A 24,903-nucleotide genomic window follows, 5' to 3' on the forward strand; every position below is an offset into this window, starting at 1 on the left:
CCGGAATCCGGACCCTCTTCTTTCACAAAACAGGGATGTACATGACCACCCCCGAAAAGCAGAGCTCCATACCCGGGCGCTCGACCACCGGGACCAGACGCGCGGCCCGCATCGCCGCCGCCGCCGGACTTGTGACCGCGCTCGTCGCGGCCGGTGCCGCCCCGGTTCTGGCAGCCGACGACCCGGCCGCCACCTCCCCGGTGAAGACCGCCGACGCCGCCGACAAGCTCGGCGCCACCGACGCCCAGCGCCTGTCCGACGCCGAGGCGGCCGGCGCGCCGAACGTCACCGTCCTGGTCGCCACCGCCCCCGGCGCCACCGAGCAGGTCGCGGGCCAGCTCGACGCCGTTCCGGGAGCCTCCGTCGGCAAGCAGGACGACAAGCTCGGCTACGTCCGCGCCACCCTGCCGACCGCGAAGGCCGACGCCGCGATCAAGGCGGCCACCAAGCTCTCCTCGGTCCAGTCGATCGACCTCCAGGCGGAGATCGAGCTCGACGACCCGACCCCGGACGCGGGCACCACCGGTGCCGTCGACGGCACCACCGTCACGTCCACCTACCCGGCCCCCGGCAAGGCCACCCCGGCGAAGAACCCGTACAACCCGTCCTTCGAGACCGGTGCGGTGGACTTCGTCAAGGAGCACCCCAAGGCCGACGGCCGCGGCGTGACCATCGGCATCCTCGACTCCGGTGTCGACCTCGGCCACCCGGCCCTGCAGAAGACCACCACCGGCGAGCGCAAGATCGTCGACTGGGTCACCGCCACCGACCCGCTCACCGAGAGCGACGGCACCTGGCGCGCCCAGATCACCGACGTCACCGGCCCCGTCTTCACGGCCAACGCCCAGAGCTGGAAGTCCCCCGCGGGCTCCTTCAAGTTCAACGTCTTCCGCGAGTCGGTCACCGCGGGCGGCGACCCGAAGGGCGACATCAACCGGGACGGCGACACCACCGACGTCTTCGGCCTGCTGTACGACGCCGCCGCCGGCACCGTCCGCGTGGACAGCGACCAGAACGGCGACTTCACGGACAACGAGCCGATGAAGCCGTACAAGGACGGCTACCAGGTCGGCTACTTCGGCACCGACAACCCGGCCACCGAGGTCGTCGAGCGCACCCCGTTCGTCGTGCAGATCCGCAAGGACGTGCCGATGGACCCGCTGGGCGGCACCTGGGTCGGCAAGAAGGCCGACTTCGTCAACGTCGGACTCGTCGAGTCCTCGCACGGCACCCACGTCGCCGGCATCACCGCCGCCAACGGCCTGTTCGGCGGCCGGATGAGCGGCGCCGCCCCCGGCGCGAAGATCGTCTCCGCCCGTGCCTGCACCTGGACCGGCGGCTGCACCAACACCGCCCTCACCGAGGGCATGATCGACCTCGTCGCCAACCGCGGCGTCGACATCGTCAACATGTCGATCGGCGGCCTCCCGCTGCAGAACGACGGCGACAACGTGCGCGCCCGCCTCTACACCCGCCTCATCGACGAGTACGGCGTGCAGCTGGTCATCTCGGCCGGCAACGAGGGTCCCGGCATCAACACGATCGGCGACCCCGGCCTGGCCGACAAGGTCCTGTCGGTCGGCGCGGGCGTCTCCCGCGAGACCTGGGCCGCCAACTACGGCTCGGCCGTGACCAAGTCGTACAACATGTTCCCCTTCTCCTCGCGCGGCCCGCGTGAGGACGGCGGCTTCACGCCGACCATCACGGCTCCCGGCTCCGCCGTGAACACCATCCCGACCTGGCAGCCCGGCGCGGGCGTGCCCGAGGCCGGCTACTCGCTGCCCGCGGGCTACGGCATGCTCAACGGCACCTCGATGTCCTCGCCGCAGGCGGCGGGCGCGAGCGCGCTGCTGATCTCGGCCGCGAAGCAGAAGGGCTTCAAGCTCTCCCCGCTCACCCTGCGCACCGCGCTCGTCTCGACCGCGCAGCGGATCCCGGGCGTCGCGGCCCACGAGCAGGGCGCCGGCCTCATCGACATCGTCGAGGCCTGGGAGTCGATCAGGGACGGTGCCACCGCCCACGACTACAAGGTCGAGGCCCCGGTCGACACCGTGATCTTCCCGGCCCCGCACACCGGCACCGGTGTGTACGACCGCGAGGGCGGCCTCAAGGTCGGCCAGAAGAAGGTCTACGACGTCACCATCACGCGCACGAGCGGCCCGAACCGGCCGATCGAGCACGAGCTGGACCTGAAGTACAACGACGGCACCTTCCGCATCCTCGGCGACGACGAGATCGACCTGCCGCTGAACAAGCCGGTCACCGTCAAGCTCCAGGCCCGTCCGACCACCGCGGGCGTGCACAGCGTCATCCTGGAGGCCGACGACGAGCGCACCGAGGGCGTCGACAAGCAGATCCTCGCCACCTCGGTCGTCTCGAACGCCCTGGTCGCCCCGGGCTACGGCTTCTCGGCCACCGGCTCGACGCAGCGCAACAGCCACAAGTCGTACTTCGTGACCGTGCCGAAGGGCGCCAAGACCCTGGAGGTCTCGCTCGGCGGGCTGAAGGAGAAGAGCCAGACCCGGTTCATCACCCAGCACCCGTACGGCGTGGCCCTGGAGGACAACGCGACCAACCAGTGCTACCCGCACTACAACCCGGCGAACACCTGCCGTCCGGACCTGCGCTCCTACGCGAACCCGGTCCCGGGCGTCTGGGAGATCATCGTCGAGTCGCGCCGCACCTCGCCTGACCTGGACAACCCGTTCACGCTGAACGTGTCCGTCCTCGGCGCCGACTTCGACCCGGCCGTCCAGACCGTGGCTGAGGCGAAGGTCGGCACCCCGGCCGCCGTGCAGTGGAAGGTCACCAACGGCTTCGCCGCGCTCGACGGGCACCTGAAGGGCGGCCCGCTCGGCTCGCAGAAGACCGAGAAGGCGCTCATCAAGCACCACGAGCAGCAGATCAAGACCGTCACCATCGGCGAGGGCGTGGAGCGCCTGGACATCGCCATCGGCAACAGCTCCGACCTGGCCGCCGACCTCGACCTCACGGTCAAGCTCGGCGACAAGCAGGTCGGCCAGTCCGCCGACGGCGACTCCGAGGAGTCCGTCACCCTGATCAAGCCCGCCGCGGGCACCTACACCGTCGTCATCGACGGCTACTCGGTGCCGTCGGCCGAGGGCACCAGCTACGACTACAAGGACGTGTACTTCTCGTCCGCGCTGGGCTCGGTGAAGGTCGACGAGTCGAAGCAGGTCCAGCTGGCGAACGGCGCGTCCGCGCAGGTCGCCGCCGAGGTCGTGGTGAACGCCGCCGCGCCCGAGGGCCGGAGCTTCTTCGGCGAGGTCCAGCTGCTGAACGCGCGCGGCACCGCCGCGGGCACCGGCAGCGTCGTGATCGAAAAGGTCACGCCGTAGCGCTGACCATGACGAGGGTCACACTCCGACATGCGGAGTAATGGGGGCGGGCACCGGAACGGTGTCCGCCCCCTTTGGCGTCTTCGAGCCTGCCGGGGCCGTCCCGTCCCTTGGACAATGGATTGGACAAGGCGCCCCGGGCCGTACGCATGATGGTCGCGGCACCACCCTGCACACATATTCGGAGGAATCCCGTGAAGGTCGGAATCGTCGGAGCCACCGGTCAGGTCGGCACAGTCATGCGCAGGATTCTGGCCGAGCGGAACTTCCCGGTGGAGGAGCTGCGGCTCTTCGCCTCCGCCCGGTCCGCCGGCACCGTCCTGGACGGCGTCACCGTCGAGGACGCCTCCACCGCCGACTACACCGGCCTCGACATCGTCCTCTTCTCGGCCGGCGGCACCACCTCCAAGGCCCTCGCCGAGAAGGTCGCCTCCCAGGGCGCCGTCGTCATCGACAACTCCTCCGCCTGGCGCCGCGACCCCGAGGTACCGCTGGTGGTGTCCGAGGTCAACCCGCACGCGATCAAGGACCGCCCGAAGGGCATCATCGCCAACCCGAACTGCACCACGATGGCCGCCATGCCGGTCCTCAAGCCGCTCCACCAGGAGGCCGGCCTGGTCGCGCTGGTCGCCACCACGTACCAGGCCGTCTCCGGCTCGGGCCTGGCCGGTGTCGCCGAGCTGGACGGGCAGGTCAAGGCCGTCGCCGAGCGCGCCACCGAGCTCACCCACGACGGCGAGGCCGTCGCGTACCCGGAGCCCGGCGTCTACAAGCGCCCGATCGCCTTCAACGTGCTCCCGCTGGCCGGCTCCATCGTCGACGACGGCTCCTTCGAGACCGACGAGGAGCAGAAGCTCCGCAACGAGTCCCGCAAGATCCTGGAGATCCCGGAGCTCAAGGTCTCCGGCACCTGCGTGCGCGTCCCGGTCTTCTCCGGCCACTCGCTCCAGGTGAACGCCCGCTTCGAGCGTCCGATCGGCGTCGAGCGCGCCTACGAGCTGCTCAAGGACGCCGAGGGCGTCGAGCTCTCCGAGATCCCCACCCCGCTCCAGGCGGCCGGCAAGGACGCCTCCTACGTGGGCCGCATCCGCGTCGACGAGACCGTCGAGCACGGCCTGGCGCTCTTCCTCTCCAACGACAACCTGCGCAAGGGCGCGGCGCTCAACGCCGTGCAGATCGCGGAGCTCGTCGCCGCGGAGCTCCAGGGCTGACACCCGTTCGTACGCATGGGGGGCGGCCACCCGGCAGGGTGGCCGCCCCTTCCGTGTTCGCCCTGGGAAATGAACCGTGCGCCGCCCGCTCACCCCGTGGAAGGATGGCCCAAACGTCACGAAACCGAGGAGTTGACCGGGTGCCTGGCACAAACCTGACTCGTGAAGAGGCGCAGCAGCGGGCGAAGCTGCTGTCCGTGGACACGTACGAGGTCGACCTCGACCTCACCGGTGCGCAGGAGGGCGGCACCTACCGGTCCGTCACCACCGTCCGCTTCGATTCCGCCGAGGCCGGTGCCGAGACCTTCATCGATCTCGTCGCCCCCGCCGTGCACGAGGTGGTGCTCAACGGGCACGCCCTCGACGTGGCCGCCGTCTTCCGGGACTCCCGGATCGCGCTGGCACACCTCAAGGAGGGCCGCAACGAACTGAAGGTGGTCGCGGACTGCGCGTACACCAACACCGGTGAGGGCCTGCACCGCTTCGTCGACCCGGTCGACGGCCAGGCCTACCTGTACACCCAGTTCGAGGTGCCGGACGCCCGTCGCGTCTTCGCGTCCTTCGAGCAGCCCGACCTCAAGGCGACCTTCCAGTTCACCGTGAAGGCCCCGAGCGGCTGGTCGGTCATCTCCAACTCCCCCACGCCGGAGCCCAAGGACGACGTGTGGGTCTTCGAGCCGACCCCGCGCATCTCCACCTACATCACCGCCCTGATCGTCGGCCCGTACCACTCGGTGCACTCGACGTACGAGAAGGACGGCCAGGTCGTCCCGCTCGGCATCTACTGCCGTCCCTCGCTGGCCGAGTTCCTCGACGCCGACCACATCTTCGACGTCACCCGCCAGGGCTTCGACTGGTTCCAGGAGAAGTTCGCGTACGACTACCCGTTCGCGAAGTACGACCAGCTCTTCGTGCCGGAGTTCAACGCCGGCGCGATGGAGAACGCGGGCGCGGTCACCATCCGCGACCAGTACGTCTTCCGGTCGAAGGTGACGGACGCGGCGTACGAGCGCCGGGCCGAGACCATCCTGCACGAGCTCGCCCACATGTGGTTCGGCGACCTCGTCACCATGGAGTGGTGGAACGACCTCTGGCTGAACGAGTCGTTCGCCACCTTCACCTCGGTCGCCTGCCAGGCCTCCGTCGAGGGCACCCGCTGGCCGCACGCCTGGACCACCTTCGCCAACGCGGAGAAGACCTGGGCCTACCGCCAGGACCAGCTGCCGTCGACGCACCCGATCATGGCGGAGATCAACGACCTGGAGGACGTGCTCGTCAACTTCGACGGCATCACCTACGCCAAGGGCGCCTCCGTCCTCAAGCAGCTGGTGGCGTACGTCGGCCAGGACGAGTTCTTCAAGGGCGTGCAGGCGTACTTCAAGCGCCACGCGTTCGGCAACACCCGCCTCAGCGACCTGCTCGGCGCCCTGGAGGAGACCTCCGGCCGTGACCTGAAGGCCTGGTCGACGGCGTGGCTGGAGACCGCGGGCATCAACATCCTGCGTCCCGCGATCGAGACCGACGGGAACGGCACCATCACCTCCTTCGGCGTCCGCCAGGAGGCCCCGGCGCTGCCGGCCGGCGCCAAGGGCGAGGCCGTGCTCCGTCCGCACCGGATCGCGATCGGCTTCTACGACCTGGACGCGGGCGGCAAGCTGGTCCGCACCGAGCGGGTCGAGCTCGACATCGACGCGGCCGAGCTGACGCCGGTCCCGCAGCTGGCGGGCAAGCAGCGTCCGGCGGTCGTGCTGCTCAACGACGACGACCTGTCGTACGCCAAGGTCCGCCTCGACGAGGTGTCCCTGAAGAACGTCACCGCGCACCTGGGCGACTTCGCCGAGTCGCTGCCGCGGGCGCTGTGCTGGGCCTCGGCCTGGGACATGACGCGGGACGGCGAGATGCCCACCCGCGCCTACCTGGACCTGGTGCTCTCGGGCATCGTCAAGGAGACCGACATCGGCGTGGTCCAGTCGCTCCAGGGACAGGTCAAGGCGGCCCTCGACCTGTACGCGGCGCCGGAGTGGCGCGCCGAGGGCCTGGCCCGCTGGGGTGCCGCCGCGCAGGAGCAGCTGCGGGCCGCGGCCCCGGGCAGCGACCACCAGCTGGCGTGGGCGCGGGCCTTCGCGGCGACGGCCCGTGAGACGGCCGAGCTCGACCTGCTGGCCGGGCTGCTGGACGGCAGCGAGGTCGTCGACGGTCTGGCCGTGGACACCGAGCTGCGCTGGGCGTTCGTGCAGCGGCTCGCGGCGACCGGCCGGTTCGACGAGCCGGAGATCGCGGCGGAGCTGGAGCGCGACCGTACGGCGGCGGGCGAGCGGCACGCCGCCACGGCCCGCGCGGCCCGCCCGACCGAGGCCGCCAAGGCCGAGGCGTGGGCGTCGGTCGTCGAGTCCGACAAGCTGGCGAACGCGGTGCAGGAGGCGGTGATCGGCGGCTTCGTGCAGACCGACCAGCGTGAGCTGCTCGCCCCGTACACGGCGAAGTACTTCGCCTCCATCAAGGGTGTCTCGGAGACCCGCAGCCACGAGATGGTCCAGCAGATCGTGGTCGGTCTCTACCCGACGCTCCAGGTCTCTCAGGAGACGCTGGACGCCACGGACGCCTGGATCGCGGAGAACGACCCCGTTCCGGCGCTGCGCCGTCTGGTGACGGAGTGCCGCGCGGGCGTCGAGCGCGCCCTGAAGGCGCGCGCGGCGGACGCGGCTGCCGCCTGATTCCGGCAGTGAAGGGGCCCCGGACGGTGCACCGTCCGGGGCCCTCGTCATGCGGGACCGTGGGTCAGCCGAGGTCCGTGAGCCACTGCCAGCCGCCGGTGCCGATCGTGACCGGCGTGCCAAGGCCGCCGGCGATGCCACTGGCCGTGCCCGGGAGGAACTCCAGGTTCTCGGCGGTGTCCGCGGTACGCGTGGTCCACAGGTCCGGGTGGCCGTCACCGGTCACGTCGCCGGCCGAGAAGGCGAGGCGGCGGTCGGCGGCGGTCCAGGGGCCGCCGGTGAGGTCGCGGGGTGTGGCCAGGTGCTGGGCGCCCTGGCTCGCGTACTGCCGGATCTGCCCGGTGGCGCGGTCACGGCCCCACACGTCGGCCTTGCCGTCGCCGGTCACGTCGCCGGGCAGGATCACGTCGTAGCCGGCCCACTCGGCGTCGCCGATCTGCAGGGCGGCCTTGGCGGCGAAGGTCGGCCTGCCGTCGACGGCCGGGCCGCCGCGGTGCAGCCAGAGGCCGGTGGTGCTGCGGGCGAGGACGTCCGGCAGGCCGTCGCCGTCCACGTCGCCGGCGGCCAGCGGGGTGGCGGAGGCGTTCGACCAGCCGGTGGGGCGGCCGCCCATGGCGAGCCGGGTGCCGAGTTCGCCGCTGCCCTTGTTCGGGTAGACCCACAGCTCGTCGCCGATGCGGGCGAGGACGTCCTCGCGGCCGTCGCCGGTCCAGTCACCGCGGTGGCTGACGGCGGCGCCGGTCCAGCCGCCGGTGCCGATCTGGCGCGGGCCGGCGAGGGCCCCGGCGCCGGTGCCGGAGTAGAGGCGCAGGCTGCCGTCGTCCTTGACGGCGAGGAAGTCGGGCCGACCGTCACCCGTGAGGTCGCCGCCTACGGTGGTGCCGGGCCGCGGCTCGGGGTGGGCGGCGGCGCGCAGCAGCTTGTGGTCGGACAGCCGGGGGGCGGGGTCGGTCTCCGGTTCGAGGACGGAGGCGCGAACGGTGTGGAAGTCGCGGGCGCTCAGGAAGACGTGGTCGAACTTCTTGCCGTCGTAGGTCGTCGGCTCGCCCGTACGGCACTCGGTGGCACCGGCGTCCTTGCAGGCCTGGGTGAAGAAGTCGCGGTCGTTCTCGTCCGCCTCGGCGAAGGGGCCGGTACCGGGCAGGCCGGCCCGGATCGGGTCGAGCGCCGCGTACGTGGGCGCGGCGTTGAAGTCGCCGCCGAGGATGACGGGGAGTCCGGCGGCCCAGGTGTCGACGTGGGCGAGGGCCTCGGCCGAGCCGTTGTCGGGGGTGATCTTCTGGTCGAGGTGGGTGTTGCAGACGAGCGTGGTCCGCCCGTCGATCGGTCCCCGGGCGCACAGCACCGAGCGGGGCTCGTAGGCGGTGGTCAGGCCGGCCGTGTAGCGGTCGACCGCGGAGGCCTTGACGAAGATGCCGAGGCCGAAGCCCGTGTCGGTGGACCAGTTCCCGCAGCCGCGGGTCTTCGTGTTGAAGCCCCAGACGGCGGTGTAGCCCGCGTCGGCCAGGGCGGTGCGCAGCGACGTCCACTGGCCGAAGCACAGCTCCTGGAGCATCAGGGCGTCGGCGTCCCAGGCGAGGGTCTGCTCCTTGACCTTGGCCGTCCAGGTGGGGAGGTCCAGCCCGCTCCGGCAGGTGTCGGAGGCCCCGCAGACGTTGTACGAGATGACGCGCACCGGCGGTGCCGTGGCGGGGTCGACGGTGTCGGCGGCGGCCGGCCCCGCGGTCGTGAGGACCGCGGAGGCCAGCAGCGCGAACGCGACCATCGCTCTCTGGAGGAGTCTCATGCCGGAGAGCCTAATGATCTTTTCCGTGCACCTGTCACAACGCCCGGCAGGCGGGAGGTCAGGCGGTCAACCGCGCGTACCGGGCGCGCAGTTCGGACGCCCCCTGGTCGGTGAGGCTGCCGTGGAGGCGCATCCGGGCGATCCCGCCGTCGGGGAAGGCGTCGAGGCGGACGTGGGTGACGACGGCCTGCGCCGGGAGGCGGAAGCGGTGCAGGGTGTCGGGCTGGAGCCGGGTCCGCGGGACGATCTCGAACCATTCGCCCGACTCGCCGTTGCGGCCCTGCAGGGCGATCCAGCCGGCCGAGTTGCCCTTGAGGTAGGCGGTGTCGATCTCGAGCGCGCGGACGGCGCCCTGGGCGGCGAGACGGAAGCGGACCCAGTCGTTGGTGCCGCGCACCCGGCGACGGCGGTTCTCCCAGCCGTCGTCCATCTTGCGCGAGGTGCCGGGCAGGATGATCTGCGTCGGCGAGGAGTAGAAGCGGTCGGAAGCGTCCTCGTACGCGCCGCCGTTGACGACGGCGATCAGGTCGACGGTTCCGAGGACGTCGAGCCACTCGGGGTCGGGGACGACCTCGCCGTGCACGCGGAGCCGGGCGACGCCGCCGTCGGGGTGCTGGCGGAGCCGGACGTGGGTGTAGCGGCGCTCGGCGTCGACGGTGAAGCCGTTGGCGGCGTGGCCGCGGACGGGGGTGGGCGGGAGGAGCTCCTCCCACTTCGCGTCCAGCAGCTCCTCGGGGCTGGGCGTGCCCTCGACGGCGGCGGCCTGGACGCTCACCCGCTGCGGGTAGTTGCCGCGGAAGTGGGCGGTGTCGACGACGATGCCGCGGATGACGCCGGGGGCCCCGAGGCGGACGATCGCCCAGTCGTGGTCCTCGGGGGCGGGGAAGGGGTGCTCGGCGTCGGCGCCGCGCCGGCGACGGGTCTCCCAGCCGTCCATGATCTTGCCCTTGTGCCCGAAGTGCTCGGGGTCGAAGACGGCCCGCTCGCGGACGAGGAGGTTCTCGCGCTCGGCGAAGAACTCGTCGTTGGCGGCGACGACCCCGCCGCCGAGGCGCCGGTCGGCGAGGTCGACGAGCTCGGTGAACGGGAAGTCCCCGGCGCGGTAGTCGGCGTACGGGTCGCCTCCGGCATAGGGGGCGGCGTCGTTGGCATGCGGGTCGGTGTCGTCGTCGTAGAAGCTCATGGACCGACTGTGCCGCTCCACGACCGCACAGGTCCATCGAATGTTTTCGACAGGTCTTTTCAGTTCTACTGAAGGTTTTCCCGTTGGACGGCGGCCTGGCGCAGGGCCGCGAGGACCCGCGCCACGGCAGGGCCCTCCCCCGCCCCGCGGCGGACCGCGGCGACGACGTGACGGCGCGGCTGGTCGGCCGAGAGCACCCGCATGACGACCCCCGGGCCCGTGCCCGCACGGCGCTCCGCAGCCGCCATCCTGGGGACCAGGGCCACCCCCATCCCGGCCTCGACCATGGCGAGGATGGCGGTCCAGCCGGCCGCGCTGTGGGCCTGCTCGGGCACGAACCCGGCGGCCTCGCAGGCGGCGGTGGTGATCTCCGACCAGGGTCCGGAGCCGCCGAAGATCCACGGTTCCGCGGAGAGGTCGGCGAGCCGCAGGCCGGGGGCGTCGGCGAGCGGATGCCCGGCGGGCAGGGCGACGTCGAGCGGGTCGGCCAGCAGCGGCACCCGGCTGAACTTGGGGTCGCGCGCGGTCGGCGCGTGGGCGGCGAGCGAGAGCGCCAGCTCGACCTCGCCGGCGCTGAGCAGCTCGTACGCCTCCGCGGCCTCGGCCTCCCGGACCCGGACGTCGAGCCCGGGGTGGGCGGGGCGCAGCGCCTGGACCGCGGGGACGACGAGCGACGGCACGGCGGTGGAGAACGCGGCGACCCGCACCCGCCCGGCCTCGCCCCGCAGATGGGCGTCGAGTTCGGCCTCGGCGCGCTCCAGCTGGGCGAACACGGCCTCGGCGTGCCGCAGCACGAGGTGCGCGGCGTCCGTGAGCCGGACCCGCCGCCCGTGCGCCTCCAGAAGCTGCACCCCGAGCTGCTTGGCCAGGTTGCTGAGCTGCTGGGAGACGGCCGAGGGGGTCATGAGCAACGCCTCCGCGGTCGCGGTGACGGTGCCGCGGTCACGGAGGGTGCGAAGGATCTGCAGCTTCTTGATGTCCCACTCGGTCATGGGGCGCAACCTACCGGGCGGTGCCGGCCCTTCCGGCGCGCGCACCGGAGGCGCCGGCCAGCGCCACCCCGCCCAGGATGAGCGCCATGCACGCCACACCCAGCAGCCCCGGTTCTTCCCCGAGCAGCACGTAGGAGAGCAGGGCCACGCAGACCGGCTGGAGGTAGTAGACGACGCCGGCGCGGGCAGCGCCGATGAGGCCGATGGCCTTGTTCCAGGCGAAGAAGGCCACGGCGGAGGACATGACGCCGACGTAGAGCAGCGGGCCGACCGTGCCGGTCGTGGCCGGGAAGCCGCCCTGGACGGCGAGGGAGACGGCGTAGGCGGGGGCGAGCATCAGCGCGCCGAGCGCGAACGTGATGAAGAGGAAGGCGAGTCCGTCGATCTCGGCGGGCTTGCGCCGGAGTATCGCGCTGTAGGTGGCGAAGGACAGGGCCGCGGCGAACATCCACAGGTCGCCGGCGGCGAAGTCGGCGGCCAGGGAGCCCCTGCCGACGAGCAGCAGGACGCCGAGGACCGCGGTCAGCATGCCCAGGAGGCGGCGGGCGCCGAGCCGTTCGCCGCCGAGCCGGGCGTAGACGGCCATGAGCACCGGGGACGCGGCCATGATCATGCCCATGTTGGAGGCGGAGGTGGTCAGACCGGCCTGGTGCACCAGGGTGTTGTAGAGGGCGACGCCGAAGAGCGAGGCGAGGGCGACGAATCCGAGGTGGCGGCGGATCGCCTTCCGCTGCCGCCAGAACGGGCGGGCGGCGAAGGGGGCGACGGCGACGAGGGCGACGATCCAGCGCCAGAAGACGGCCTGGACGGGCGGGACGGAGTCGGCCATGTCGCGGGTGGCGACGAAGCTGCCGGACCAGACGACGGTGGCGAGCAGCGCGAGGAGCACGCCGAGGCCGGCGCCGCGGGTCTTCCTCGCGGGCGCCGGCCTCTCGGTGGCGGTGTCGGTGTCGGTCTCGGGGGTGGCGCCGGTCTCGGTGGCGGGGGTGGCGTCGGTCTCGGGGGCGGTGGTGGCGTCGGTCTCGGGGGCGGTGGTGCTGTCGCCTTCGGGGGTGGTCGGGTGGCGGGCGGTGATCAGTGTCATGGCGCCTACCGTCGCACCGCCGAACCCTCCAGGTCCATCGAAACTTCCTGACCATTCCTTTCAGCAGAGCTGAACAGTTCCGCCCCGTCGGCGGCATTCGCCTGCTTCGGCGCCGGGTTCAGCTGCCCCACGAGCGTCGCACCGAAGGCGATCGCCATGCCGCCCAGCTGGACGGGGCCGAGCGCCTGGCCGAGGGCGGCCCAGCCGATGACGGCGGCGGTGATCGGCGAGAGCGGGCCGAGGAGGGTGACGGAGTAGGCGCTCAGGCGCTCGATGCCGCGGAACCAGAGGAAGTAGGAGATCGCGGTGTTGCCGAAGGCGAGGTAGGCGTAGCCGGCCAGGTTGGCGCCGGTGAGGGCCGGAGGAGCGCCCTCGATCAGCAGGGCGACGGGGAGCAGGACCACACCGCCCGCGGTGAGCTGCCAGCCGGTGAGGGCGAGGGCCCCGACCCCCTCGGGGCGGCCCCAGCGCTTGGTGAGGACGGTGCCCGCGGACATCGACAGCGAGGACAGCAGTCCGGCGATCACGCCGACGGTGTCGAAGGCGGCGCCCGCCTTGAGGACGACCAGGCTGACGCCGAAGGCGGCGGCGACGGCGGTGAGCATGCTCCTCACGGTCGGCCTGTCGCCCAGCAGGAGCGCGGCGAGGCCGACGACGAAGAGCGGGCCGACCGAGCCGACGACCGCGGCGACACCGCCGGGCAGGCGGTAGGCGGCGAGGAAGAGGAGGGGGAAGAAGGCCCCGATGTTGAGGGCGCCGAGGACCGCGGACTTCCACCACCATGCGCCCCGCGGCAGCTTGCGGGTGACGGCGAGGAGCAGGAGGCCGGCCGGCAGGGCACGCATCAGGCCTGTGAAGAGCGGCCGGTCGGGCGGCAGGAACTCGGTGGTGACGAAGTAGGTCGAGCCCCAGGAGATCGGGGCGAGAGCGGTGAGGGCGATGGTGGCGGCCTTGCGGGACATGGCGGTTCCCCCTGTGCTGGACGGCCGGGCGGACCCGGACTGGCTTGGCGGTAATTAACTTACCACTAAGCTACTTACTTGCAAGTGGCTTTCTTGCAACCGAGTCACCGAAGAGGGAAACTGGCGCCATGGAGAATCACGACGCCGTCGACGCCATCACCGACCAGTGGGCCCGGGTCCGCCCCGATCTGGACACCCTGCCGATGGCCGTGTTCGGCCGCATCTACCGGCTGGCCAACGCCATGCGCGGCAAGGTGGACAAGGCGTACGCGCCGTACGGGGGGATGTCGCTGGGCGAGTTCGACGTGCTCGCCACGCTGCGGCGTTCGGGCGAGCCGTACACGCTCTCGCCCCGCGAGCTGACCGCCACGCTGATGATCACGACCGGCGGGATGACGGGCCGGCTCGACAAGCTGGAGCGGGCCGGGCTGATCACGCGCAACCCCGACCCCAACGACCGCCGCGGCCTGCGGGTCACCCTCAGCGAGGAGGGCCGGGAGCTCGTGGACCAGGCCGTCGGCGCCGGGCTCGCGCAGCAGCGCGCCGCGCTGGAGGCGGCGCTCACACAGGAGGAGGCGGAGCAGCTGGCGGGCCTGCTGCGGAGGCTTCTCGCCGCCTCCGTGTGACACCGCCCCGGAGGGGCACGAGGCGGCCGGAGACGTGCGAGGGCGCCGCACGGTGATCAGTCACCGTGCGGCGCCCTCGTCGACGTAGGGGTGAGGACTAGGCCTTCTTGACGCGGACCTTGGAGCGGTCGAGCACCATGACCAGGCCGCAGATCACCAGGAACAGAGCCAGCGGGAGTGCCACGAACAGACCGAGGGTCTCGACGACCGACAGCTTGGGGGCCGGGTCGTCACCGTCGTCGCGGGTCAGCGCGAGCGCGGGGGACGACATGAGCAGCATCATCAGCGTCGTACCGGCCGCGACGGCGCCGGCGCGCAGGGCGTTCTTCTTGTCCACGGTGCAAAAGTAGCGAACCCCTAAACGGACCGCGCGCCCGGGGGTGCCGTACGGGCTCCGACCCGCTCCGCGAGGGTCCGCAGCAGGTCGTGGGCGCGGGGCGCGGCGGCCAGTTCCTCCAGGGCGAGCGGCTGCCCGTCCGGGCCCGCGACCGGCAGCCGCCAGTTCGGGTACTCGTCCCAGGTCCCCGGCAGGTTCTGCGGCCGGCGGTCCCCCACCGCGTCCGGGAGCCACACCCCGACCAGGCGCGCCGGGGTGGCCGCCAGGAAGCGGTGGACGGCGCGGATCTCGGCGGCCTCGTCGCCCGGCCCCTCCGGCAGCAGACCGAGCCGCTGGAGCGCGCCCAGCCACTCGGTGGTCTCGGCGCTGTCCCGGGCGCGCTCCCGCTCCAGGTCGCCGGTGAGTAGCCCGAGCCGGTGGCGGAGCGCCACATGGGCGCCGGAGAGCCGGGCCGCGGTGGACGGCAGGTCGTGGGTGGTGGCGGTGGCCACGCAGTCGGCCCGCCATTCCTCCGGGGGCAGCGGACGGCCCGTCCCGGCCCAGTCCCGCTCGAACCAGAGCACCGAGGTGCCGAGCACCCCACGCCGGGCGAGCGCCTCCCGGACGCCCGGCTCGACCGTCCCGAGGTCCTCGCCGACGACCGCGGCCCCGGCCCGGTGCGCCTCCAGGACGAGGACGGCGAGCATCGCCTCGGAGTCGTAGCGGACGTACGTGCCCTGGGTGGGCTCGCCGCCCTCGGGCACCCACCACAGCCGGAACAGGCCCATCACGTGGTCGATGCGCAACGCACCTGCGTGCCGCAGGAGTTCGCGCAGCAGTCCGCGGTACGGGGCGTAGCCCTCGGCGGCGAGCGCGTCGGGGCGCCAGGGCGGCAGCCCCCAGTCCTGGCCGCGCGCGTTGAAGGCGTCCGGCGGGGCGCCCACCGACATGCCGGCGGCGAACACGTGCTGCTGCGCCCAGGTGTCGGAGCCGTCCGGGTGCACGCCCACGGCCAGGTCGTGGACGATCCCGACCGCCATCCCGGCCTCCCGGGCGGTGTGCGCGGCGGCGGCGAGCTGCTGGTCCGTCAGCCAGGCGAGCCGGCAGTGGAAGTCCACCCGGGCGGCGAGCTCGGCGTCGGCCCGGACGGCCGCCTCGGCGGCGGCGGGGTCGCGCAGCGCGTCGGGCCAGTCGCGCCACCGGTGGCCGTGGCGCTCGGCGAGGGCCTGGTAGGTGGCGTGGTCCTCCAGGGCGCGGCCGCGCCCGGCCAGGAAGTCCCGGTAGGCGGCCCGCCGGCCGGGTCCGAGCTCCACGGTGTGCACGAGCTCCAGGGCGCGCCGCTTGGCGTCCCAGACCGCGTCCCGGTCGATCAGGGCGCCCTTGCCGAGGACCCGTTCACGCAGCTCGGCCGCCTCGGCGAGGATCCGGTCGAGGTCCTCGCGGCGGGCCGGGTCGACGTACGCGTACTCGGGGACGTCCTCGATCCGCAGGTGCACCGGGTCGGGGAAGCGGCGCGAGGAGGGGCGGTACGGGGAGGGGTCGGTGGGCGCCCCGGGCACGGCCGCGTGCAGCGGGTTGACCTGCACGAAGCCGACGCCGTGCGTACGGCCCGCCCAGTCGGCCAGCTCCCTGAGGTCACCGAGGTCGCCCATGCCCCAGGAGCGGGCGGACAGCAGCGAGTAGAGCTGGACGAGCAGGCCGAACGCGCGCCCCTCGGGGACCGGCACGCGCGCGGGCGCCACGATCAGGGTGCTCGTGGCGTGGCGCCCGTCGGGGGCGTGCGCGGTGAGCCGGTGCACGCCGAGCGGCAGACCGCTCCAGTCGGCGCCCGTGACCGTGCGCCCGTCCTCGGTGCCGACCGTGAGCCGGGTGCCGGACGGCAGTCCGCGGGGCGGCCGCGGACCCGGCGCGCGGGCGGCCTCCTCCCGCTCCCCCGGCTCCTCTCGCCACAGCACGACGGTGGGCGGCAGCAGCCGCTCGCGGTCGGTCCGCTCCGCCGCGTCGAGCGCCGCGGCGACGGCCTCCGGCGTGGACGCGTCGACGTCCAGGGCGCGCAGGACGGCCACCACGGTGGCGTCGGGCACGGTCACCGTGACGCCCTCGGAGGGGGCGTACTCGGTGGCGACGCCGTGCAGGGCGGCGAGACGGGCCAGGGTCACGTCACACTCCTGGGGACTCCGAACCGCCCGCGGTGGTGCGGGCGGTGGGTTCGCTGGTCAAGGGGACCGCCTCGATGAGGGGCGGCTCGCTGATGAGGGGCGTGGCATCGGCCAGGGGCGGTTCGCTGGTGAGCGGCACGCCCTGCCTCGGAATGCGTATCCGTTTGCAGGCGTGGTCGGTGGCGTTCACGGGATCTCCGGGTTCGTCTCGACAGGTAAGACATCAGGACAGTCGGTGGAGCCCTACCCATCGTTCCCCGTTTTACCGGCCGAATTTGGCGAAACGGTGCCACCTCGCCGAAAGGTCACCAGGCAAAGCAGACAGTTCGACCAGGCGCATTGACACTCCGTCGGCCCGGGTGGTGGGCTCGTAACCCACTTGTGACCCACGGGACCGAAGGGAGCCCCTGTGCACCCCGGACACAGGAAGCGGACGGCGACGGCCGTGACGGTCGCGGTCATCGGCGGACTCCTCGGCGGAGCCGCCCCCGGCGGCGCCTACGCGGCGCCCGGTGCCCCCTCCCCCGTGACCGCCCCCGGCGCGACGGCGCACCCGGCGGCCCCCTCGGTCGGCACGACGGCCGGCGTGTGGCCCCGGCCCCAGTCCCTGACCAGCACGGGGCCGGCCGTGCCGCTCGGCTCCGAGGTGACGCTGCTCACCGCTCCCGACGCCGATCCGTACGCCGTGACGGCCCTGCGCGAGCTGCTCCGGGCGGCCGGGGTGCGGACCGTGCACACGACGGCACCCGGGCGCGGCCCGCTGGTCCGGGTCGGCGACACCCTCGAAACGGAGGCCGCGCTGCGCGCCCTGCGGGTGCCCGAGCGGGGCGACCTGCCGGACGGCGGCTACCGGCTCGCGACCGGCCGGATCCAGGGCCGGGACACCGTCGTGCTCGACGGCGCCGGCCCCGACGGGCTCTTCCACGCCGTACAGACACTCCGTCAACTCGTCGGGCCCGGCGGGACGCTTCCGGGCGTGGTCGCCCGCGACTGGCCCGCGACCGCCGTACGCGGAGTGACCGAGGGCTTCTACGGCCGCCCCTGGTCGCAGGCGGACCGGCTCGCCCAGCTCGACTTCATGGGCCGCACCAAGCAGAACCGCTATCTGTACGCCCCCGGGGACGACCCCTACCGCCGGGCGCTGTGGCGCGAGCCCTACCCGGCCGCCGAGCGGGCCGCTTTCCGCGAGCTCGCCGCCCGGGCCGCCGCCAACCACGTGACGCTCGCCTGGGCCGTGGCCCCCGCCCAGGCCATGTGCCTGTCCTCCGACGCCGACCTGAGGGCGCTGACGAAGAAGACCGACGCCATGTGGGCGCTCGGGGTGCGCGCCTTCCAGCTGCAGTTCCAGGACGTCAGCTACAGCGAGTGGTCCTGCTCCGACGACGCCGACACCTTCGGGCGCGGCCCCGAGGCCGCCGCGCGGGCCCACGCGCGCGTGGCGAACGCCCTCGCCCGGCACCTGGTCGAGCGGCACCCAGGGGCGGCGGCGCTCTCGGTGGTGCCGACGGAGTACTACCAGGACGGCGCCACCGACTACCGCACCGCGCTCGCCGACGCGCTCGACGCGCGCGTGGAGGTGGCCTGGACGGGCGTCGGCGCGGTACCCCGCACCATCACCGGCGGCGAACTGGCCGGAGCCCGGGCGGCGCTGCGCCACCCGCTGGTCACCATGGACAACTACCCGGTCAACGACTACGCCCAGGACCGGCTCTTCCTCGGCCCGGCGACCGGCCGCGCACCGGCCGTGGCATCCGGTTCGGCCGGCTTCCTCGCCACCGGCATGGAACAGGCCGCGGCCTCCCGGGTGGCCCTGTTCACCACCGCCGACTACGCCTGGAACCCCAAGGGCTACCGCCCCGACGAGTCCTGGCGGGCAGCCGTCGACGAGCTGGCCGGACCGGAGCCGGGGGCCCGCGAGGCGCTGCGGGCCCTCGCCGGCAACGGCGCCTCCTCGATCCTCGACCCGGACGGCGAGTCCGCCTATCTGAAGCCGCTCACCGCCGCCTTCTGGGCGGGCCGGGCCGGCCGCGACCCGGTGGCCCGGGAGAAGGCCGCGCGGGAGCTGCGGGCCGCGTTCACGGTCATGCGCGAGGCACCCGCGCGCCTGGAGGACACGGCGGGCGGGGCGCTCGGCACCGAGGCCGGCCCCTGGCTCGACCGGCTCGCGCGGTACGGCGCGGCGGGCGAGACGGCCGTCGACATGCTGCTCGCCCAGGGCCGCGGCGACGGCGCCGGCGCCTGGCGGGCCCAGCTGGACCTGGAGCGGCGGCGCGCCGAACTGAAGCCGGGCGGGGTGACGGTCGGCAGGGGCGTCCTCGACGCGTTCCTGGCCCGGGCGGCCCAGGAGTCGGCGGCCTGGACGGGCGCCGGCCGGGACCGCGGCACCGGGGTGCGGGCGGACGCGGCGCAGGACGCGTACACGGTCCGGCTGGACCGCTCGCGGCCGGTGGAGACGCTCACCGTGATGACCGAGCCGGGGACCGCCGCCGGCTTCCTGGAGGCGTTCGTGCCCGGCGAGGGCTGGCGCCGGCTCGGACCGCTGGCCGCGTCCGGCTGGACGCAGGCGGACCTGAAGGGGCTGCGGGCCGAGGCCCTGCGGATCGTGTGGGGCGGCACCGGGCCCGGCCGGGTGCGGTCCCTGGTGCCGTGGTTCGCCGACGAGCCGCGCGCGGGGCTCGAACTGGCCCGCACGGAGACGGACGCCGAGATCGGCGGCCCGGCGCAGCGGGTGGACGTCGTCCTGGAGGGCCGGCGCGCCGCGGAGGTGCGCGGGGCGCTGACCACCCGCGCACCCAAGGGGATCACGGTCCGGCTGCCGAAGGAGGCCGTGGTGCCGCGCGGGACCCGGGCGACGGTCCCCCTGGAGGTGTCGGTGGCGGCGGACGTGCCGGCCGGCTCGTACACCGTTCCGGTGTCGTTCGCGGGCGAGGAGCGGGTCCTGACGGTGCGGGCGTTCCCCCGTACCGGCGGGCCGGACCTGGCCCGCACGGCCACGGCCTCGTCCTCGGGCGACGAGACGCCCGACTTCCCGGCCGCGTACGCCCTGGACGGCGACCCGGCGACCCGCTGGTCCTCGCCCCTGGAGGACGGCGCCTGGTGGCAGATGGAGCTGGCCGAGCCGGCCCGGATAGGCCGGGTGGTGCTGCACTGGCAGGACGCCCACGCCTCCCGCTACCGCGTCCAGGTCTCCGCCGACGGGCGCACCTGGCGCACGGCGGCGACGGTCCGCGACGGCCGGGGCGGGGTGGAGTCGGTCCGGATGGACGCCGCCGGCACGCGCTTCCTGCGGGTCCAGGGCGACGCCCGGGCCACGGAGTACGGCTACTCCCTGTGGACGGTGGAGACGTACGCGGTCGAGGAGCGGCCGGCCGTGCCGGGGCAGCCCGGGGGCGCGCCGGAGGAGGAGCCGGACGCGACGACGGCGCCCGACTCCCCGTAGGACCGGATGCACGACGAGGACCGGATGCACCACCGGGGCGGGAACACGAAAGGCCCGGCTCAACCGGTCGTCACGGCCCCCTGTGGCTGGGGGGCGGTGGCGACGGAGTCGATCCGGGCCAGGGCGTCGTCCGCGCCGTACGGCTGGAGGTAGGGCAGCCACCGCGGGTCGCGGTGGCCGGTTCCGATGATCCGCCAGGCCAGTCCGGTCGGCGGGGCCGGTTGGTGCCGCAGCCGCCAGCCCAGCTCGCGCAGGTGCCGGTCGGCCTTGACGTGGTTGCAGCGGCGGCAGGCCGCCACGACGTTCTCCCAGGCGTGCGTCCCCCCGCGGCTGCGCGGAATGACGTGGTCGACGCTGGTTGCGACGCCACCGCAGTACATGCAGCGCCCGCCGTCGCGGGCGAACAGTGCTCTGCGGGTCAAGGGAACGGGCCCCCGGTAGGGGACCCGCACGAACCGCTTCAGGCGCACCACACTGGGCGCGGCGACGACACGGCTCTCGCTGTGCAGGAAGGCGCCGGACTCCTCGAGGCAGAGTGCCTTGTTCTCCAGGACGAGGACGAGCGCGCGGCGGAGCGGTACGACGCCGAGCGGCTCGTACGACGCGTTGAGGACCAGGACGTGCGGCACGGATGCCTCCTAATACGCCGGCGGCGCGTGGCTCGCGCCGGGACGAACTGCTCTCAGTCTCTCCTCATGCCAGGCCCGTGCGCCACCACGTGGGGGTAACGGCCCTGGGGTGTTCTCGACCACATCGCGGCGCGTACGGGAGTCTTCCCCGGCCGCGGACCGTCTTCCCCTGTGCACACGTATGCCACGACGGCGGGAGGACCCCCGGCCCCCCGTTAGTGTGGATGGATTGCGAACGCCTGCCTGGAGGTCCCCCCGTGCCCCCCGTGTCCTGGTCCGCCGCCCTGCGCGCCGCCGACGACCCGACGCAAGTTCCGGTGACGCTGGACGAGGCGGCCGAGAAGGCGACGAACGCCGCGGGCTGGGTGGAGCAGAACTGGTCCACCTGGCTGAACACGGGCCTGAAGATCGTTCTGATCCTCGTCGTGGCCTTCACGCTGCGGATGCTCGTCCGTAAGGCGCTCACCAAGCTGATAGACCGGATGAACCGCTCGGCACAGGCGGTGGAGGGCACGGCCCTGGGCGGTCTGCTGGTCAACGCCGAGCGCCGTCGGCAGCGCTCGGAGGCGATCGGCTCGGTGCTGCGCTCGGTGGCCTCGTTCCTGATCCTGGGCACGGCCGGCCTGATGGTCCTGGGCGCCTTCAAGATCGACCTGGCGCCGCTGCTGGCCTCGGCCGGTGTCGCCGGTGTGGCGATCGGCTTCGGCGCGCGGAACCTGGTGACGGACTTCCTCTCCGGTGTCTTCATGATCCTCGAGGACCAGTACGGCGTGGGCGACTCGGTCGACGCGGGCGTCGCCTCCGGCGAGGTCGTCGAGGTCGGCCTGCGGGTGACGAAGCTGCGCGGTGTCGACGGCGAGATCTGGTACGTCCGCAACGGTGAGATCAAGCGCATCGGCAACCTCAGCCAGGGCTGGGCGACGGCCGCGGTGGACGTGACGGTCCGCCCGACGGAGGACCTGGACCGGGTGCGCGAGGTGATCACCGCGGCCGCCGAGGCGATGTCCAAGGAAGAGCCCTGGAACGAGCGTCTGTGGGGCCCGGTGGAGGTCCTGGGTCTGACCGAGGTGCTCCTCGACTCCATGACCGTCCGCGTCTCGGCGAAGACCATGCCCGGCAAGCGGCTGGGCGTGGAGCGCGAACTGCGCTGGCGCATCAAGCGCGCCCTGGACCACGCGGGCATCCGCATCGTCGGCGGCATCCCGCCGCAGGCGGAGGAGGCGGCGAAGTCCGACCCGACGGCCGGCATGTCGGCCCCGTCCGCCTTCTCCTCCCCGTCCTCCCCGCAGTCCGCGGCGGCGACCCCGCTCCCGAGGCCGGAGATCACGAAGTAGCGCACGGACACCCCGCGCACACGACGAAGGGGCGCCCGCCATTCCGGCGGTGCGCCCCTTCGTGCGCGGTCGTGATGCGATGCGCCGTCACGTCTCGGGGAGAATGCCACGGGGCGCGGCCGGACCCGGGCGCCCCCGAGGCCGCGGGGGGCCGCCGGACCTGGCCGCTCCCGAGGCCGCGGGGGAGCCGGACCTGGCCACCCCCGAGGCCGCGGGGGCGAGCCGGACCTGGCCGCATCCGAGGCCGCGGGGGATCCGGACCTGGCCGCCTCCGAGGCCGTGGGGGCGATCCGGACCTGGCCGCCTCCGAGGCCGCGGGGGCGATCCGGACCTGGCCGCATCCGAGGCCGCGGGGGATCCGGACGTCGTACGGGGTCCGTACGCGGGGTAACGATCGCCCACGGAGGTATTGACGCCCCGCTGACCTCCGCCTTACCTTCCTCCCAACCCAATAGGAAACTTTCCTAACAGTGCACCTCGGCAAGGTGGAGTGAACCTCATGGCCGGTACGACTCCGGGAACGCCCGGTACTCCGCGCGTGCTGCGCGCCATGAACGACCGGGCCGCGCTCGATCTGTTGCTCGCGCACGGGCCGCTCTCGCGGACCCGGATCGGGAAGCTGACCGGGCTCTCCAAACCGACCGCCTCGCAACTGCTCGCGCGCCTGGAGTCCGCCGGGCTCGTCGTCGCCACCGGGACCACCGAGGGACGGCCGGGGCCGAACGCGCAGTTGTACGCGGTCAACCCGCGCGCCGCCTACGCCGCCGGACTCGACGTCAGCCCCGAGCGCATCCACGCCGCGGTCGCCGACGTCACCGGCGAGGTCGTCGGGGAGTTCCGGGTCCCCACCCCCGGGCGCGGGGCCGAGGACGTGGTCCGGCAGGTCGTCGACGCCCTCGACGGGGCCGTGAAGGACGCCGGGATCGCCCTCGGGGACGTCCACCGTCTCGTCATCGGCACCCCCGGCGCCTTCGACCCGGCCACCGGCCGGCTGCGGTACGCCTCCCACCTGCCCGGCTGGCACTCGCCCACCCTGCTCGACGAGCTGGCCGTCGCCCTCCCCATGCCCTTCGAGTACGAGAACGACGTCAATCTCGTCGCCATCGCGGAACAGCGCCTCGGCGCCGCCCACGGCCACGAGAACTTCGTGCTGCTGTGGAACGAGACCGGACTCGGCGCCGCGCTCGTGCTCGGCGGACGCCTGCACCGCGGCTTCACCGGCGGCGCCGGCGAGGTCGGCTTCCTGCCCGTGCCGGGCACCCCGCTCGTCCGGCAGGTCGCCAAGGCCAACTCCGGCGGCTTCCAGGAGCTCGCCGGTGTGCAGTCCGTCCCCCGCATCGCCAAGTCCCTCGGGATCCGCACGCCCGAGCAGCCGTACGTCGAGGTCGCGGCCCGGCTGCTCCGCGAAGCCGTGGAGCGCCACGCCGAGGACGAGCGCTACGCCGGGCTCCTCGACGCCTACGCCGAGCGCCTCGCCACCGGCCTCGCCGCCCTCGTCGCCGTGCTCGACCCCGAGCTGATGGTCCTGTCCGGCGCCGCCGTGGCCCCCGGCGGCGAACCGCTGCGCGCCCGGGTCCAGGCCCAGCTCGCCGATCTCGCCGCGTCCCGGCCGCGGCTCGTCCTCGCCGCCGTCGACCGGCACCCCGTCCTGCGCGGCGCGCTCGAATCCGCCCTCGCCGCCACCCGCGACGAGGTCTTCGACACCTCCCGATAGGCCGTCCCGAACCCCTCCACCTCCACCTGTTCCAGGGAGTACTCGTCATGCCCGCACGCCCCCGCAGGCGCGTCGCCGCCCTCGCCGCCACCGCCTCCATAGCTCTCTTCGCCTCCGCCTGTACCGGCTCCGCGAACAACGGCGCGACCGACGACCCCGCAGCCGAGACCACCATCACCTTCTGGCACGGCTGGTCCGCCCCCTCCGAGGTGCAGGCCATCAACGAGAACATCGAGCGCTTCGAGAAGGCACACCCCAACATCAAGGTCGAGGTCGTCGGCAACATCAACGACGACAAGCTCAACCAGGCGCTGCGCACCGGTGGTTCGAAGGGGCCCGACGTCGTCTCCTCCTTCACCACGTCCAACGTCGGCAAGTTCTGCTCGTCGGGCGCCTTCGCGGACCTGAAGCCCTTCATCGAGAAGTCGAAGCTCGACCTCGAGAAGACCATCCCGAAGACGCTGCTCGACTACACCCAGTTCGACGGCAAGCGGTGCGCCATGCCGCTGCTCACCGACGCCTACGGGCTCTACTACAACAAGACCGCCTTCAAGGAGGCCGGTCTCGACCCGGCGAAGCCGCCGCGGACGTACTCCGAGCTGCTCGCCTACGCGAAGCGGCTCACCAAGCCCAAGGGTGACGGCTACGAGCGGCTCGGCTTCATGCCGAACTACCACGGCTACGAGACGACCACCGAGCACTACCTGGGCGGCTGGGGGCCGGCCTACTTCGACGCGAGCGGGAAATCGACCGTCGCGAGCGACCCGGGTGTCGCCGAGATGATGACCACGCAGAAGAAGCTGGTCGACGAGCTCGGCGGCTACGCCAAGCTGGAGAAGTACCGCACCACCTTCGGCGACGAGTGGGGCGCCAAGCACCCGTTCCACACCGGCCAGGTCGCCATGCAGCTCGACGGTGAGTGGCGGCTCGGCATGGCCACCGACGCCAAGGTGCCGTTCGAGATCGGCGTCGCCCCGATGCCCGTCCCGGACAGCCGGCCCGGCGACTACGGCAAGGGCTTCCTGTCCGGCACGATCATGGGCATCGCCCCGCAGAGCAAGAAGCAGAACGCCGCCTGGGAACTGGTCAGGTTTATGACGACGGACACCGAGGCCGTCGTCGCGTTCGCCAACGGCATCCGCAACGTGCCCTCCACCTTCGAGGCCCTGAAGTCCCCGAACCTGAAGTTCGACCCGCGCTTCACGACCTTCCTCGACATCGCCCGGCACCCGAAGTCCAACACCCCGGCGGGCGCCGTCAACGGCGCGACCTACCTCAACACCCTCCAGGACTTCGCCCTCCAGTACGAGAAGGGCTCGGTGACCGACCTCAAGGGCGGCCTGGAGAAGACCGCGCAGCAGATCGACACCGACATCGCCAAGGCGAAGTAGCCCG

At 73.0% G+C, this 24,903-nt stretch carries 17 protein-coding genes; 8 read left to right on the top strand and 9 right to left on the bottom strand.

Going from position 1 to position 24,903, the window contains the following annotated elements:
- The first annotated feature begins 41 nt into the window (after positions 1-41).
- From ACIRQF_RS37205 to pepN, 3 genes are all read left to right on the top strand, one after another.
- Positions 42-3,359: a S8 family serine peptidase gene (locus tag ACIRQF_RS37205; RefSeq protein ID WP_382482571.1), complete on the top strand. Its 3,318-nt coding sequence runs from the start codon at positions 42-44 to the stop codon at positions 3,357-3,359.
- A gap of 194 nt (positions 3,360-3,553) precedes the next feature.
- Positions 3,554-4,570: an aspartate-semialdehyde dehydrogenase gene (locus ACIRQF_RS37210; protein WP_404099330.1), complete on the top strand. Its 1,017-nt coding sequence runs from the start codon at positions 3,554-3,556 to the stop codon at positions 4,568-4,570.
- A gap of 140 nt (positions 4,571-4,710) precedes the next feature.
- Entirely contained in the window at positions 4,711-7,284 is a 2,574-nt protein-coding gene (gene pepN, locus ACIRQF_RS37215) for an aminopeptidase N (RefSeq protein WP_376630492.1), read from the top strand.
- 64 nt (positions 7,285-7,348) lie between these two features.
- On the opposite strand, the gene ACIRQF_RS37220 is transcribed toward pepN, so the two are convergent.
- The 5 genes from ACIRQF_RS37220 to ACIRQF_RS37240 form a co-directional block, all read right to left on the bottom strand.
- The gene (locus tag ACIRQF_RS37220) at positions 7,349-9,070 is read right to left on the bottom strand and encodes an FG-GAP-like repeat-containing protein (protein WP_404099333.1); all 1,722 of its coding nucleotides are present in this window, start codon (positions 9,068-9,070) and stop codon (positions 7,349-7,351) included.
- Between the two features lie 58 nt (positions 9,071-9,128).
- Positions 9,129-10,253 (bottom strand): allantoicase, encoded by a 1,125-nt coding sequence (gene alc, locus ACIRQF_RS37225; RefSeq protein ID WP_404099336.1) that lies wholly within the window; start codon positions 10,251-10,253, stop codon positions 9,129-9,131.
- A gap of 65 nt (positions 10,254-10,318) precedes the next feature.
- The gene (locus tag ACIRQF_RS37230; protein ID WP_404099340.1) at positions 10,319-11,245 is read right to left on the bottom strand and encodes a LysR family transcriptional regulator; all 927 of its coding nucleotides are present in this window, start codon (positions 11,243-11,245) and stop codon (positions 10,319-10,321) included.
- Between the two features lie 10 nt (positions 11,246-11,255).
- Positions 11,256-12,329, bottom strand: coding sequence for a DMT family transporter (locus ACIRQF_RS37235; RefSeq protein ID WP_404099343.1), 1,074 nt, complete (start codon positions 12,327-12,329; stop codon positions 11,256-11,258).
- A gap of 5 nt (positions 12,330-12,334) precedes the next feature.
- Entirely contained in the window at positions 12,335-13,291 is a 957-nt protein-coding gene (locus ACIRQF_RS37240) for an EamA family transporter (RefSeq protein ID WP_404099346.1), read from the bottom strand.
- A gap of 128 nt (positions 13,292-13,419) precedes the next feature.
- Between ACIRQF_RS37240 and ACIRQF_RS37245 the strand changes: the two genes are divergently transcribed.
- Entirely contained in the window at positions 13,420-13,917 is a 498-nt protein-coding gene (locus tag ACIRQF_RS37245; RefSeq protein ID WP_376630503.1) for a MarR family winged helix-turn-helix transcriptional regulator, read from the top strand.
- Between the two features lie 97 nt (positions 13,918-14,014).
- Here the strand turns inward: ACIRQF_RS37245 and ACIRQF_RS37250 are convergent, their stop codons facing one another.
- Genes ACIRQF_RS37250 through ACIRQF_RS37260 form a run of 3 tightly spaced genes read right to left on the bottom strand, consistent with a single transcriptional unit; the run spans position 14,015 to position 16,582 of the window.
- The gene (locus ACIRQF_RS37250; protein WP_376630505.1) at positions 14,015-14,254 is read right to left on the bottom strand and encodes a hypothetical protein; all 240 of its coding nucleotides are present in this window, start codon (positions 14,252-14,254) and stop codon (positions 14,015-14,017) included.
- A gap of 20 nt (positions 14,255-14,274) precedes the next feature.
- A complete protein-coding gene (gene malQ, locus ACIRQF_RS37255) occupies positions 14,275-16,392 on the bottom strand; it encodes a 4-alpha-glucanotransferase (protein ID WP_404099350.1) in 2,118 nt (705 codons plus the stop codon).
- Position 16,393: 1 nt separating this feature from the next.
- Positions 16,394-16,582, bottom strand: coding sequence for a hypothetical protein (locus ACIRQF_RS37260; RefSeq protein ID WP_376630696.1), 189 nt, complete (start codon positions 16,580-16,582; stop codon positions 16,394-16,396).
- Between the two features lie 219 nt (positions 16,583-16,801).
- Here ACIRQF_RS37260 and ACIRQF_RS37265 point away from each other — a divergent pair, with 219 nt between their 5' ends.
- A complete protein-coding gene (locus ACIRQF_RS37265; RefSeq protein WP_404099353.1) occupies positions 16,802-19,831 on the top strand; it encodes a beta-N-acetylglucosaminidase domain-containing protein in 3,030 nt (1,009 codons plus the stop codon).
- Between the two features lie 59 nt (positions 19,832-19,890).
- Here the strand turns inward: ACIRQF_RS37265 and ACIRQF_RS37270 are convergent, their stop codons facing one another.
- The gene (locus ACIRQF_RS37270) at positions 19,891-20,460 is read right to left on the bottom strand and encodes an HNH endonuclease (protein WP_376630511.1); all 570 of its coding nucleotides are present in this window, start codon (positions 20,458-20,460) and stop codon (positions 19,891-19,893) included.
- Between the two features lie 224 nt (positions 20,461-20,684).
- Between ACIRQF_RS37270 and ACIRQF_RS37275 the strand changes: the two genes are divergently transcribed.
- The 3 genes from ACIRQF_RS37275 to ACIRQF_RS37285 all read left to right on the top strand — a co-directional run bounded on the left by ACIRQF_RS37275 (position 20,685) and on the right by ACIRQF_RS37285 (position 24,899).
- Positions 20,685-21,794, top strand: a complete 1,110-nt coding sequence (locus tag ACIRQF_RS37275; RefSeq protein WP_376630513.1) for a mechanosensitive ion channel family protein — start codon at positions 20,685-20,687, stop codon at positions 21,792-21,794.
- Positions 21,795-22,293: 499 nt separating this feature from the next.
- A complete protein-coding gene (locus ACIRQF_RS37280; protein ID WP_404099356.1) occupies positions 22,294-23,508 on the top strand; it encodes an ROK family transcriptional regulator in 1,215 nt (404 codons plus the stop codon).
- Positions 23,509-23,555: 47 nt separating this feature from the next.
- Positions 23,556-24,899, top strand: a complete 1,344-nt coding sequence (locus tag ACIRQF_RS37285; protein ID WP_376630517.1) for an ABC transporter substrate-binding protein — start codon at positions 23,556-23,558, stop codon at positions 24,897-24,899.
- The last annotated feature ends 4 nt before the right edge of the window (positions 24,900-24,903 follow it).

Source organism: Streptomyces sp. NPDC101191 (assembly GCF_044767915.1).
Taxonomy (GTDB): domain Bacteria; phylum Actinomycetota; class Actinomycetes; order Streptomycetales; family Streptomycetaceae; genus Streptomyces.